Genomic DNA, 13399 nt, shown 5'->3' with positions numbered 1-13399 from the left:
CGCGGTGGGCGAGGAACCCATGTTTTGAGAGGCCCGCCTTTGACTTCGATCGCCTCGGCCATACCTATGCGGGAGTTGTTCTCGTGGAGGCGTCATGCCGTTCAACCTGAAACTGGTCCCCCTCATCCTGCTGATGCTTGCCGCCTTCGCGCAGCCTGGCCTGGCTGAAACGGCGGAGCGGCCGGCGCCCACAGGCGGCGTGCTGTCGCTGCTGCCGCCACCGCAGACAACAGACCATTCGATCACGCTCGCCGGGCGCAAGCTGGACTATCAGGCAAAGGCCGGCACGCTGTCGCTGCTTTCCGGCAAGGGCGACGTCACGGCGGAGATCTTCTATGTCGCCTATACCAGGCGGTCGCCGGACGACGCAGCGAAAGAGCCGCAGCGTCCCATCACCTTCGTGTTCAACGGCGGTCCCGGTGCTGCGTCCGCCTATCTGCATCTCGGCGCGCTCGGCCCGCGCGTAATCGCTACCGGAGCCGATGGGGGATTCCTGCCCTCGCCGCAAAAACTAATCGACAATCCGGACAGCTGGCTCGGCATGACCGACCTCGTCTTTGTCGATCCCGTCGGAACCGGCTACAGCCGCGAGGCGCCTGGCCAGGACACACGCGACTTCTGGGGGGTCAACCAGGATGCCAGTTCGATAGGCGCCTTCATCCGGCTCTATCTTGCGCAGAACGGCCGCACCGGATCGCCGCTCTTCCTCGCCGGGGAAAGCTATGGCGGCTTCCGGGCGGCGCTGCTCGCCAGGACCTTGCAGGAAGATATCGGCATCAGCCCGAACGGCATCGTGCTGATCTCGCCGGCGCTGGAGTTCATGCTGGTGCAGCCCGATGAATTCGAACCCCTGCACTGGGCGCTCGAACTCCCCTCCCTGGCGGCGGTGCGCCTGCGCAATGATGGCGTCACCGGCGATGCGCTGCGGGAGAAGCTCGCCGAGGTCGAGCGCTATGCGCTTGGCGACTACCTTACGGCTTTGGCCAGCGGGCTGGAACAGGGCGGGCGACTGGCCAGCCAGCGCGTGGCTGACATCACCGGCCTGCCGCTCGAACTCGTCCAGCGGAATTTCGCCCGTATCCCAACCGGCCTGTTCGCGAGAGAGTTTGCCCGCGCCAGCGGCAAGGTGCTCAGCCCCTATGACGGCACGATCGCGACGGCCGACATCGCACCCGAGAGCGCCCGCATCGCCGGCCCGGATCCGGTGCTCGACCGCAGCATACCGGCGCTGACCTCGGCCTTCACCGGCTATATCAGGGACGAGTTGAACTACCGCACCGATGTCAGCTACCGGTTGCTCAACGGGGAGATCAGCCACAATTGGGACTATGGCACCTCGCGGCAAGGCTATGCCGGGGTGATGGACGATCTGCAGCGGGCGCGCGCGTTGAACCCTGCGCTCGGCGTCGTGATCGTCAACGGTTACACCGACCTCGTCACGCCCTATCTGGCGTCGCGCTATCTGGTGAATCAGATCCCGACGCTCGGCGATGCAAAACCCATCCGCCTCGATGTCGTGGAGGGCGGGCACATGATGTATTTCAGACCCGACGGCCGGCGCGCGCTGAAAGAGGCCGCTTCGGAACTCTACCAGGCGACGCAGTGAGCGCGTGACAGCTAGAGCGGGATGCGTTCAAATTAAACTAGGTATCCCACTCTAGCTTTTTGTTTTAGCCGCATTTGTGCGACGCCAAGTGTTTCCACTTGGCTGCAAATGCTCTGAGGAACTCAGGCGACCTCAGGCCGCCACGCAATGACGCCCTCCGTCCGGGCCCGCACCTCGGGCGAGGCCAGGCAGGTGGCAACGGCCTCGTAGCCGGGAGTGCCGGGGTATGGGGCGACATAAGTTGGCGGACTGTGATTGGCGGGGCAGAGAATGATCGCTTCATCGGCCCCGACGGCTGTCAGGTTCAGTATCGCACAGGAGCGCGTGAGCAGGAAAAGCGGCCGGCCACCGGGGCCACGGCGGCGCAGATGGGCAATCAGTGCCTCCTGGGAAGCCTGGTCCAGCCCCTGCTCGATCATGTCGACGACCAGGATGGCCGGACCTTCAGTTTCCAGTCCGGCAAGCAGGGCAAGCAGTGCGCCCGACATCGCGGCGCCGTCCTCGACGAGCCAGGCCAGCGTCCGGTCGACCCGTGAGCTCAGAGCCGGATCGGCGTCCATGCGAGCCAGGGCCACAGCACAGCCGTCCGCCAGGCGGTCCAGGCCAAGGAAGGCGCTGTTGGGCAGGCTCTCGGCAAGGCGCCGCGCCAGCCGGGTCTTGCCGCTGCCCAGCGGACCGATGATGTAGTTCAGCGCCCGGACAGGTCCCAGTTCGAACCGCTCGCCGCCCCAGGGCCAGGGAAGGTCGAAAGCGACGCCAGGCCCGGCGTCTGGCATCATCAGGCGCGCCAGTTCCCCAATCGTTGGCGCTTTGCCTCGAGCGAGGTCGTCGCGCAGGCTGCCGATCTTCTCCATCATGCCGACAAGCTGGCGCAGCCGGCCCTCGAGGACCGCCTGGTGCGCGGCCAAGGCTGGCTCCATGCAACTGGAGTCGCCCTCCAGCACCCGCGTCACCTGAGCGAGACTGAAGCCAAGCCCGCGCAAGGCCACGATCTCGGCGGCGCGCGCCATCTCGGCGGGACCGTAGGCCCGCCATCCGGCGGCAGTGCGGATTGGAGCAATCAGGCAGCGCTGCTCGTAGAGCCGCAAAGCCTTGGCTGACACGCCGAGCCGGCTGGCGGCTTCGGAAGCGTTCAGGAACTGGGCGGAGAAGCGCATGAATCACCTCGTTGCTGGCTGACGCTTTCTTATCGGGGCTGACCCAGGGGCCAAGTCAACAGGGATGTTCGCGATGTATCCCGCAGCCAAGTCTGCCCCAACGCAAGCCCGCCGCTGGCGCAGCGCCGCGCGGGATTTCACTCGTATAGCGTAGGCCGTGGCGGCTTGATTTGGCAGGCTTCCTCGCCACCGGACGCACGCCGCATGGCCGACATCGCCATCCTGGAAACCCGCGAAAGGGTTCTTGCCGGCATCCTGTTGACCGGGGCCGCCTATCTGTTGTTTTCGATGCAGGATGCCTCGATCAAGCTTCTGGTCGCGGCAATCACCGTCTGGCAGATCATGTTCTTCCGCAGCGTCAGCATCCTGGTCGCCTGCGCGGCAATCGGCGGGCGCCGCCTGATTGCGGATACGGCCCGCTCGCCCATCGTCAGGCCGATGTTCGTGCGCGCCGCCTTCACGCTGGCGGCGTGGCTCTGCTACTACAACGCCGCCCGGTATCTCCAACTGGCCGAACTCACCACCATCTACTACGCGGCGCCGATCATCGTCACCGTGCTTTCGGTCGTCATGCTCGGCGAAAAGGTGCCGATGCTGCGCTGGCTGGCGGTGCTTATCGGTTTCGCCGGCGTCTTCGTCGCCTGCGACCCCGCCCGTCTCGGCCTGTCGATGCCGGTGCTTCTGGTGCTGGCCGCTGCCCTGCTGTGGGGCATCGCCATCGTGCTTTTGCGCAAGACGGCGATGGCGGAGCGCACGATGGTCCAGCTCGTGCTCAACAACTTCTACTTCCTGGTCTTTTCGGCGGTACCGGCCGTGCTTTTGTGGCAGCCAATCGACTGGGGCCAGTTGCTGCTGTTGCTCAGCGTCGGCGCACTCGGCGGCGTCGCGCAGTATCTGTTGTTCGAAGGCATGAAGCGGGCACCGGTCTCGATCGTGGCACCGTTCGAATACACATCGCTGGTCTGGGCTTTCGTGCTCGGTTTCGCGATATGGGGCGACGTGCCGCGCCGCGAGGTGTTTTTCGGTGCTGCCCTGATCTTCGCGGCCGGCCTGCTGATCGTCGGCAACGAACATTTCCGCAAGCGGCTGTAGGATCGGGCGATCCTGCTGACAGTATGGTGTCAGGACGAGACGGCGTAGCCTGGCGAAATGACAGAGGTCTTGAGCATGCCGGCCACCACCGACACCGCCGCCGAGCGAACCCTTGGCATCATCCTGGTTTCGGCGTCGGCGGCTGTCTTCGGCCTCACCGGCGTGCTGACCAAGTCGATCCACGCCGATCCGCTGACCATCACCTGCTGGCGCGGCTTTGTCGGCTCGATCCTGATCACGCTCTATGTGCTATGGCGCCGCCGCCGCTCAGGCGGGCGCGAGAGCCTGCGCCTCGGCTGGCGAGGCTGGCTGCTGGCTGTCGAAGGAGCGCTAGCCAGCATCGCCTTCATCTCGGCGTTCAAATTCACCTTCGTCGCCAATGTCGCGGTCATCTACGCCACCGCGCCCTTCGTCACCGCGCTGCTCGCCTGGGCTCTGGTGCGCGAAAAATTCCGGCTGCAGACGATGTTGGCCGCAGCCGTGTCTCTCTGCGGCGTGGGCATCATGGTCTGGTCCGGCTTCGGCACCGGGCATCTGTTGGGCGACGGGCTGGCGCTGCTGATGACAATCGGCAGCGCGCTCTACATGATCATGGTACGCGCCTTCCGCGACACACCGGTGGTTTGGGCAGGCGCGGTGTCGGCGTTCCTTCTGTTCGTGTTCGGCTGGTTCGTCAGCGATCCGCTGGCGGTGTCGCCCAGGGACGCCGTGCTGCTCGTCACCTTCGGCGCGTCCTTCGCATTGTCCTCGATCCTGTGGACGGAGGGCGCACGCCTCATTCCAGCGGCGGAATCCGGCCTGCTCGGTTCCGCCGAAGTGCCGTTTGCGATCCTGTTCGCCTTCCTGTTCCTGGCCGAGATCCCGCCAGCTGCCAGCATGATCGGCGGCGCCATCGTGCTCTGCGCGGTGTTCGCCCATGCCGGGCGCGACTGGCTCGTGGCAAGGCAACGCGCTGCACTTTAGATCGTGCTAAAACCTTGCCTGAAATAAATTTGCAAAGTCATGGAACCATCATCGGGTTCAGACATTATGAGTGCGACGGGTCACCCACAAGTCCCCCCAAACCCCTCGACCCGTCTAACCTCCAGCCGATCGTAAGGTCGGCTTTTTCTTTGCGGCGCTCAGGTAGACATTGAAAGACTGCCGCTCCGTTGCTGACGCATCCACATTGACGTCTCCCCCACTTTCGCTAGGTTCTCCCCCGAAGCGACCGTCAAAGAGCCGCGGTGCGAAAATCCGTTGGGAGAGATGCGGCAATGATCCTGACACTGGCGTTGCTTGCGGGCCTCGTGGCGGCCTGGCTGCTGATTGGCATGGTGGAAAAATTCCGCCTCGGCCTGCGCTTTACCCAGGCACTGCTCTATGTGCCGTTCAAACTTGCTTGCCGGATCGGTGACGACCGCATCAGGACCGCGCGCAACGCGCCAGCCCCGGTCATCTATGTCATCTCGCACCAGTCGCGCATCGAGCCGGCGCTGATGCTGTCGCTCTTGCCTGATGACACTCTGCACATCCTCGACGATGTCTCGGCGCGGTCTCCCTGGCTGGAGCCGTGGCGCGAGCTTGGCCGCACTATTGTTTTCAACGCCGAGCATGTGTTCGTCAGTCGCAGGCTGGTACGGGTGCTGAAGGGCAAGGGCCGCCTCGCTGTCTACCTGCCCGACGCGGTCGAGCCCGACGTCAAGACGTTTCGTCTGTTTCGCGCCGTCACCCGCATCGCCATGCAAGCCGACGCCAGCATTGTGCCGATCTTCGTCGCCGGTACGCGCACCCTGCCGGTGTCGTTGACGCCGGCGGACAAAGCGCCGCGCCACTGGTTTCCGCGCCTGTCTATCAGCGTGCTGGAGCCAATGACCATCGCCGAACTCGTGGCGCGAAACCCCGACCAGGCCTCGAACACCAACGCGCTGTTCGACCGCTGTGCCGAGGCCCGGCTGTTCGGCAGCGATCTCGATCGCGGCCTGTTCCTGGCCATGCGTGACGCCGCCGACCGCGTCGGCGCCTCGCACCCGATCGTCGAGGACGTCATCTCAGGCGCGCTGAGCTACCGCAAACTGTTCATCGGCGCGCGGGTGCTGGGTCGCCGCTTCGAGGCCGCAACCGCGCCCGGCGAAGCGGTCGGGTTGCTTCTGCCCAACGCCAATGGCGTCGTGCTGTCCTTCGTCGGCCTGCTGTCGGCCGGCCGGGTGGCAGCGATGATCAACTACACGGCAGGGCCGGCCAGCGTCACCGCGGCCGTGCGCACGGCGGTGATCCGCACAGTGGTTTCGTCCCGCGCCTTCGTCGAGAAGGCCGACCTTGCCGACATCGTCGCGGCCGTCGAGAAGGGTGGCGCCAAGCTGTTGTGGCTGGAGGATATCCGCGAAAGCGTGACCGCGCTGGACAAGCTCGCCGCCGCCTTGCTGTGGCGCTGGCCGCTGCAGCGGCAGAATGCTGCCAAGCCGGCGGTGATCCTGTTCACGTCAGGCTCGGAAGGCACGCCCAAGGCGGTGCTGCTGTCGCACCGGAACCTCTACGCCAACGCCATGCAGGCCGAGGCCCGCATCACCATCTCGCCGGCCGATATCCTGCTCAACGTGCTGCCGGTGTTCCACTCCTTCGGTCTGACGGGCGGCACCATCCTGCCGCTGGTCACCGGGGTAAGGCTGTTCCTCTACCCCTCGCCGCTCCATTACAAAATCATTCCCGAGATCGCCCGCAAGGTGCGGCCGACCGTCATGTTCGGCACCGACACGTTCCTCGCCAATTATGCGCGCACCGCCAAGGACGGCGATTTCTCCAGCCTGCGCTTCGTCGTCGCCGGCGCCGAGGCGGTGAAGCCGGAGACACGCCGCGTCTACCGCGAGCGTTTCCAGGCCGAGATCGTCGAAGGCTTCGGGCTGACCGAGGCCGCACCCGTTGTCGCCGTCAACACCGCCATCCACGGCCGTGATGGCACGGTCGGGCGCCTGCTGCCAGCGATACGCATGAAGCTCCAACCGGTCGAAGGCATCAGCGATGCCGGGCAGTTGTGGCTCAATGGACCCAATCTGATGATGGGCTACATGACCGCGGACAGGCCCGGCGAATTGCAGCCGCTCGAAGGCTGGCACGACACCGGCGACATCGTTTCGGTCGATCGCGAGGGTTTCATCACCATTCGCGGCCGCGCCAAGCGTTTCGCCAAGATCGCCGGCGAGATGGTATCGCTGGGCGCGGTCGAGATGCTGGTGCAGTCGCTGTGGCCGGAAGAACGCCATGCCGCGGTCGCGGTGCCGGACAAAAGGCGCGGCGAGCGCATCGTGCTGGTCACCACCGCCGACGACGCCGATGCCGAGGAATTGCGCAAGTTCGGCAAGCAGGCGGGTGCAGCCGAATTGATGGTGCCCAACGACATCGTCAAGGTCGAGGAGATCCCGGTGCTGGGTTCGGGCAAGACCGACTATGTCTCGACCCGCAAGCTGGCGATCGACCGGCTGGGGCTGAGCGCCGCGGCCTGAATTCGATCAGTGGCTTGGCCGGCGTTTCTCAACCGATGTCCGAAGGCGGAACCTTCTCGCCTTCGCGCTTGGCGCGCCTGCTGTAGGCGCGCACGCTCAACGGCAAGAAGATGAGATAGCCAGCGACCGACGCCGTCAGCGTGTACCAGGGATAGGTCATCAGAAGCAGGACATAGAGGACCACACCGAGGATGATCGGCAGCACCCGGTCGCCCGGTATTTTCAAGCTCTTTCCGGAATGGACCGGCAGCCGGCTGACCAGCAGGAAGGCGACCAGGATGGTGAATCCGGTGGCAACGAAGGCGGCTGGACGAGATGGCTCCAGGCCAAGCCGCAGGAAATAGAGATAGAGCGGCAGCATCACCAGCACGGCGCCCGCCGGCGCCGGCACGCCGACGAAATATTCGCTCTGCCATAGCGGCCGGTCTGCTTTCTCCTCGTCAAGCACGTTGAAACGGGCAAGCCTCAGCCCGCAGGCAATGGTGAACAACAGCGCCGCGATCCAGCCCGGCGAGCCGGCGCGGTCGAGCAGGAAGGCATAGAGCACCAACGCCGGTGCGACGCCGAAATTGACGATGTCGGCCAATGAATCCATCTGCGCGCCGAATTTGGAGGTCGCCTTCAGCATACGCGCCAGGCGGCCGTCGATACCGTCGAGGAAAGCGGCAAGCAGCACCATGACCACCGCCGGCTCGAAGCGGCCTTCGAAGCCGAAGCGGATGCCCGACAGGCCGGCGCAGATGGCGAGCACAGTGACAAGGTTGGGCAGCACCATGCGCATCGGAATTTCGCGGATGCGCGGGCCGCCGCTGGCATGGGCCTCGAATTTCTTGAACGGCGCGCCCACCGGTCAGGAAATCCGTACGAGCGGCGTCGCGGCAACGCCGCCGAATTCGGCCAATACGGTCTCGCCGCCAACCGCGGTCTGACCGACGGCAACACGCGGCGTCGCGGTGGACGGCAGGAACACGTCGACGCGCGAGCCGAAGCGGATCAGCCCGAAACGCTCGCCGATGGCGAGCGCATTGCCGGCCTCGGCCCAGCAGACGATGCGCCGCGCCACCAGCCCGGCGATCTGCACCGCCGCCACCGTGCCGTTCGGGCTGTCGATGACCAGCCCGTTGCGCTCGTTCTCCGAACTTGCCTTATCGAGTTCGGCATTGAGGAATTTGCCCGGCCGATGCTCGATCCTGGAAATGCGGCCGCGCACCGGCGCGCGGTTCACATGGCAGGAAAAGACGTTCATGAACACCGAGATGCGGGTCATCTCGCCGCTGCCAAGGCCAAGCTCGCGCGGCGGCACAGCTGGGCCGACCGCCGAGATGATGCCGTCGGCGGGGCTCACCACCAGCCGGTCGTCAACGGGCGTGACGCGCTCGGGATCACGGAAGAAATAGGCGCACCACGCCGTCAGGATGAGGCCGACCCAGAACAAGGTCGAGGAGAAATAGCCAAGCACCAGCGTCGCCGCGCCGAAGGCGGCAATGAAGGGATAGCCCTCGCGATGGATCGGAACGAACGCATTCTTGATCGTATCGACGATACTCATTGGATGGGGCTCATGGGATGGGGGCGGTCCCTGTTTCAGGTCCGGCCTCAATAGCGGAAAGCCCCCCTTCCCGCAACGCAACAATGGGAGTGGCTGGCTCACCCGGTGCCAGGCGCGGGCTAACCTTCCTACATCTCGGGCAAGCGCTGATAGTTGGCGATGTCGGCCCGTACACCGAGCCGGGTGATTGTCTCCTGCGGGTTGAAGCCCGCCTGATCATGCGCCGCCTTGACGATCGGCACGACGTTGTCGACGGCTGCCTGGTTCTCCCATTCGACGATGGTGACGAGGTTGAATTCGCCCGGTCCCGAGAATTGCTCGAGCAGGAAATCCTGCACGAAGCCTTGCTGGAGGCGCAGCAATTCATGTGTCGCCCTGACCTTGCGCAGTATCTCCTCGCGAGCCTCGGCCGGGACGACGAACTTGTCGACCCTGAACACGCTGTCATTGCCAAGCTTTTGATTCAGTTGATCCATTTTCCGTATCTCCGATCGCAAACAGGCGCACAACGCACCTTCGACCGGAGGCGTACAACCTCAAGCTAGATTGAGGTCAATGGAAAAAACAACTCCCGAATTTTCAGCTCACATTCGAAGTGCAACGATACCCACGCGACGCGCTTTAAATCTTTGTTCCATGCATGTCGTCGCCCCAAACCGCTGCACACCCTCCGGTCAAGCCCGTGGGCATGCTTTTGGGCGACATACATTAGTCCTCGTCGTCGACAATCACCTCAATTGGAAGATCGAGGGCACGGGCAAAGCGCATCCAAAGGCCGACATCGCCAGTGCGTTTGCCATTTTCGATGTCAGAAAGGTAGTTCTGGGCGATACCTGCTTTGCCGGCCAGTTCACTCTGGGTCATGCTGCGATAACCGCGCCAGAAGGCGAGCGGCGATACGGCGCCGACCAAGGCGCGAGTTTCATCGGCAGTAAGGCCGGGTACACGACCAGAGCGATAGTCGCCCAGAGCGACGGCGTGCTCTACTGCCTCCTTCATCACTTCATAATCGCGACGGGGCAACACGGCGAGTTCCTCGCCGCCCGGCGTCACCAGATAGGTCGTGCTCTTGCTCATGTGTCTTACCTCTCGGTGTGTTCCGCCAATCGTAGACCGAGCCACGAGGGCCGATCTTGGTGACGATCACTTCCGTTGCCGTTTCCTCGAATATCACACGGAAATCGCCAACGCGCAGCCTCCGATGCGTCGAACCCTGCATCGTGACAACCTTGTTCGCCAAGGACGCGGTATCCGCACGTAGGCTCCATCTTGGCAACGATGCGGTCCGCGTCTGCTTTATGCTTACGCAGGGCCTTGGCGGCGAGAGCCTGAATAACAAGCGTTTTCATCCAAAACGAATATCGCATGTTGCGATAATCGCTTCAATAAAAATCGCTCTTAGCGATGTTGCTTTATCTCATTTTGCGATTTCGCAAAGGTCCTTCAGTTCACCGGCCAAATTTCACCCCACCTCCGACGTGCGGCGGCGCACGATGACGCCGAGTTCGTCGGTCTCGCGGGCGATGCGCAGCCGCTCCTCGGCTTCGGTCGCCTCGCGCTGGCGGTCCCACATCGAGGCGTAGAGGCCGCGCTTGCGCATCAGGGCGGCATGGGTGCCGCGCTCGGCGATCTGGCCGTCCTGGAGCACGATGATCTCGTCGGCCGTGATCACCGTCGACAGCCGGTGGGCAATGACGATGGTGGTGCGGCCATGGCTGACGAGATCGAGCGCGACCTGGATCTCCTGCTCGGTGTGGCTGTCCAGCGCCGAGGTCGCCTCATCGAGGATCAGGATCGGCGGCGCCTTCAGGATGGTGCGGGCGATCGCCACCCGCTGCTTCTCGCCGCCGGAGAGTTTCAGCCCGCGCTCGCCGACCATCGAACGGTAGCCGTCGGGCAGCCGCTCGATGAAAGGCCCGATCTGGGCAAGCTCGGCCGCCTTGCGAACGTCCTCCTCGCTGGCGTCGATGCGGCCGTAGCGGATGTTGTAGGCGATCGTGTCGTTGAACAGCACGGTGTCCTGGGGCACCATGCCGATCGACGCGCGCAGGCTCTCCTGCGTCACGTCCCTGACATCCTGGCCATCGATCAGCACCTGGCCATCCTGGATGTCGTAGAAGCGGAACAGCAGCCGCGAAATGGTCGACTTGCCGGCGCCCGATGGCCCGACGATGGCGACCGTCTTGCCGGCTGGGACCTCGAAGCTGACGCCTTTCAGGATCTTGCGGTTGGGGTCGTAGGAGAAATGCACGTCGCGGAATTCGATCTTGCCAGCCGAGACGGCGAGCGGCTTGGCGTCCGGTTTGTCGACGATCTCCTGGCGGACATCGAGCAGGTCGAACATCTGCTCGATGTCGGTCAGCCCTTGCCGGATTTCGCGATAGATGAAGCCGATGAAGTTGAGCGGCACCGAAAGCTGCATCAGCATGGCGTTGATGAAGACGAAATCGCCGACCGTCTGCGTGCCGGCCTGCACTTCCAGGGCCGACATGCACATGACGACAACCGTGCCGAGCCCGAAGATAATGCCCTGGCCGAAATTCAGCCAACCGAGCGAGGTCCAGATCCTGGTGGCGGCGATCTCATAGCGCGCCATCGAGCGGTCGAAGCGCTCGGCCTCCATTGCCTCGTTGCCGAAATATTTGACCGTTTCGAAATTGAGCAGCGAATCGATCGCCTTGGTGTTGGCGTCCGTATCGCTGTCGTTCATGTCACGGCGGATGGTGATGCGCCAGTCACTCGCCTTCACCGTGAACCAGACATAGACCCATACGGTCACGGCAACGACGGCAACGTATTTCCAGCCATAAGTGAAGGCGAAGATCCCGGCGGTCAGCGCAAATTCGAGAATAGTCGGCGCCGTGTTGAGCATGATGAAGCGAACGATCGTCTCGATGCCCTTGGTGCCGCGCTCGATGATGCGCGACAGGCCGCCGGTGCGGCGCTCGAGATGGAAGCGCAGCGACAGCTCATGCATGTGGACGAAGGCGCGGAAAGCGAGCTGGCGCACCGCATACTGACCGACGCGGGCAAACAGCGCGTCGCGCAACTGGTTGAAGCCGAGCTGGACGAGGCGCAGAAAATTGTAGGCGATCACGAGAGCGACCGGCGCCAAAAGGAAAGCCGGCAAGGACGGCAGGGCCGCGCCCTGCCCCGCCAGCGCATTGGTTGCCCATTTGAAAAAGTACGGCCCGGCGACGAGCACGAGTTTGGCGACGACAAGCAGCAAGGTCGCCCAGGTTACGCGCCAGCGCAGGTCCGGGCGATCGGCCGGATACATATACGGCCACAGATTGCGCAATGTGTCGAAGGTCGAGCCGGACTCGGCGGAGACGGTTTTGTCGGCCATTTTCTTGCCTTGATCTCAGCCGCCGGAGCAGCAGGAATTGACGAGCGCGGTCAGCGACGCTGAAAGACCGGCGAGCGCATCACGGTCGACCTGGTAGCGCGAGCGCTGGCGGTCGGGCTCGTAGCGGACGAGACCGGCGTCGACCAGTATCTTCAGGTGCTGGGAGACGGTGGACTGCGCCAGGTCGAGATGATCAACAACCTCCCTGCAACAGCACGAGTGGCTGGCCGACAAATGTTTGAGGATCTCGATGCGCGCCGGATGCGAAAGTGCTGCGAGCTTCGTGGCAACGACCTGGCTGTCGGCGAAGCCGCAGATGTTCCGGGTCTCGATCAGGGGAGCGTTCATCGTCTATCGGCGATAGACGATGAACGAACTTTCCGCAAGTGACCGGAAAGAAGAAAAAGATTTCTATTTGGTCGGCGCCGTCGTCATCTGGTCGCCCATCGCCTTGAGGTCAGCGGGTTCGCCTTCCTTCGACTTTTGCGGAACCTTGAACACCTGCCCGGGCCAGATGCGGTCGGGATCGGCGATCTGATCCTGGTTGGCGAGATAGATGGTCGAATAGCGCATGCCCTGGCCATAGACCCGCCGCGAAATCCGCCACAGCGTGTCGCGGCGGCGGATGATGACGGCGCCGTCGGCATGCTCGAGCTTGGGCGACACCGTCGCTGGAACGTCAGTTGGCGGCGCCTCGACGGCAGGTGCAGCCGGGGCTTCGGCGGCAGCGCCTGCCGGTTCGGCCGGCTTCGGTTGGGATGGCTTGGCCTCGGCGGGCTTCGGCTCGGCGGGCGCCACGGCGGCGACCGCCTCACCCGGCTCGCGCTCGAACGGCACGGCGGCTCGGGCCACCACCTTGACTCCGTCCGCATCGAGCGCATCGACATGGATGGTGTAGGTGCCGACCGGAATGTCGCGCGTCGCCTCGACCAGGAAACGGTTGTCGGGCGAAGTTCTCGCGTCACCAAGCAGAATGTCGTTGGCATAGGCGCGAACCTTGCGGCCGGGATCTGCGGTGCCGGCGACGAAGATCTTGTTGCCGTCGATCTCGACCGCCTCGACGACGATCTTGGGTTCAGTTACCAGCGCGGCAGATGCCGGAGGTGTTGCCGGAGCCGGCGCAGGGGCGGCTTCCACCACGGCCGGGGCGGCGGGCGCCGGAGCGGC

Annotated in this window: 12 protein-coding genes; 4 read left to right on the top strand and 8 right to left on the bottom strand. The window is 64.2% G+C overall.

The window, feature by feature from the left end:
• Window positions 1-94 precede the first annotated feature (94 nt).
• Window positions 95-1606: a peptidase S10 gene (locus MESS4_RS13600; RefSeq protein ID WP_006331380.1), complete on the top strand. Its 1512-nt coding sequence runs from the start codon at window positions 95-97 to the stop codon at window positions 1604-1606.
• A 122-nt stretch (window positions 1607-1728) separates the two neighbouring features.
• On the opposite strand, the gene MESS4_RS13595 is transcribed toward MESS4_RS13600, so the two are convergent.
• Window positions 1729-2763, bottom strand: coding sequence for a MerR family transcriptional regulator (locus MESS4_RS13595; RefSeq protein WP_006331379.1), 1035 nt, complete (start codon window positions 2761-2763; stop codon window positions 1729-1731).
• A 204-nt stretch (window positions 2764-2967) separates the two neighbouring features.
• On the opposite strand from MESS4_RS13595, the gene MESS4_RS13590 reads away from it, so the two are divergent.
• The 3 genes from MESS4_RS13590 (at window position 2968) to MESS4_RS13580 (ending at window position 7334) form a co-directional block, all read left to right on the top strand.
• Window positions 2968-3855 (top strand): DMT family transporter, encoded by an 888-nt coding sequence (locus MESS4_RS13590; protein ID WP_006331377.1) that lies wholly within the window; start codon window positions 2968-2970, stop codon window positions 3853-3855.
• A 57-nt stretch (window positions 3856-3912) separates the two neighbouring features.
• Window positions 3913-4818 carry a DMT family transporter gene (locus MESS4_RS13585; RefSeq protein WP_036241239.1) on the top strand — a complete coding sequence of 302 codons (906 nt, stop codon included), beginning with the start codon at window positions 3913-3915 and terminating at the stop codon, window positions 4816-4818.
• A 293-nt stretch (window positions 4819-5111) separates the two neighbouring features.
• Window positions 5112-7334 carry an AMP-binding protein gene (locus MESS4_RS13580; RefSeq protein WP_006331367.1) on the top strand — a complete coding sequence of 741 codons (2223 nt, stop codon included), beginning with the start codon at window positions 5112-5114 and terminating at the stop codon, window positions 7332-7334.
• A 28-nt stretch (window positions 7335-7362) separates the two neighbouring features.
• On the opposite strand, the gene MESS4_RS13575 is transcribed toward MESS4_RS13580, so the two are convergent.
• The 7 genes from MESS4_RS13575 to MESS4_RS13545 all read right to left on the bottom strand — a co-directional run.
• Window positions 7363-8181 carry a phosphatidylcholine/phosphatidylserine synthase gene (locus MESS4_RS13575; protein ID WP_006331366.1) on the bottom strand — a complete coding sequence of 273 codons (819 nt, stop codon included), beginning with the start codon at window positions 8179-8181 and terminating at the stop codon, window positions 7363-7365.
• A gap of 3 nt (window positions 8182-8184) precedes the next feature.
• Window positions 8185-8922: a phosphatidylserine decarboxylase gene (locus MESS4_RS13570; protein ID WP_280110237.1), complete on the bottom strand. Its 738-nt coding sequence runs from the start codon at window positions 8920-8922 to the stop codon at window positions 8185-8187.
• 89 nt (window positions 8923-9011) lie between these two features.
• A complete protein-coding gene (locus MESS4_RS13565; RefSeq protein ID WP_006331363.1) occupies window positions 9012-9359 on the bottom strand; it encodes an antibiotic biosynthesis monooxygenase in 348 nt (115 codons plus the stop codon).
• Window positions 9360-9591: 232 nt separating this feature from the next.
• Entirely contained in the window at window positions 9592-9960 is a 369-nt protein-coding gene (locus MESS4_RS13560) for a helix-turn-helix transcriptional regulator (RefSeq protein ID WP_006331361.1), read from the bottom strand.
• A gap of 385 nt (window positions 9961-10345) precedes the next feature.
• Window positions 10346-12232: an ABC transporter ATP-binding protein/permease gene (locus tag MESS4_RS13555; protein WP_006331355.1), complete on the bottom strand. Its 1887-nt coding sequence runs from the start codon at window positions 12230-12232 to the stop codon at window positions 10346-10348.
• A 15-nt stretch (window positions 12233-12247) separates the two neighbouring features.
• Entirely contained in the window at window positions 12248-12580 is a 333-nt protein-coding gene (locus MESS4_RS13550) for a metalloregulator ArsR/SmtB family transcription factor (RefSeq protein ID WP_006331347.1), read from the bottom strand.
• A 63-nt stretch (window positions 12581-12643) separates the two neighbouring features.
• On the bottom strand, window positions 12644-13399 hold a 756-nt coding region (locus MESS4_RS13545; protein ID WP_036241238.1), incomplete at its 5' end, for a LysM peptidoglycan-binding domain-containing protein.

The sequence above is a fragment of the Mesorhizobium sp. STM 4661 genome, from assembly GCF_000359125.1.
Taxonomy (GTDB): Bacteria; Pseudomonadota; Alphaproteobacteria; order Rhizobiales; family Rhizobiaceae; genus Mesorhizobium.
This window is presented reverse-complemented; position numbering and strand designations above follow the sequence as displayed.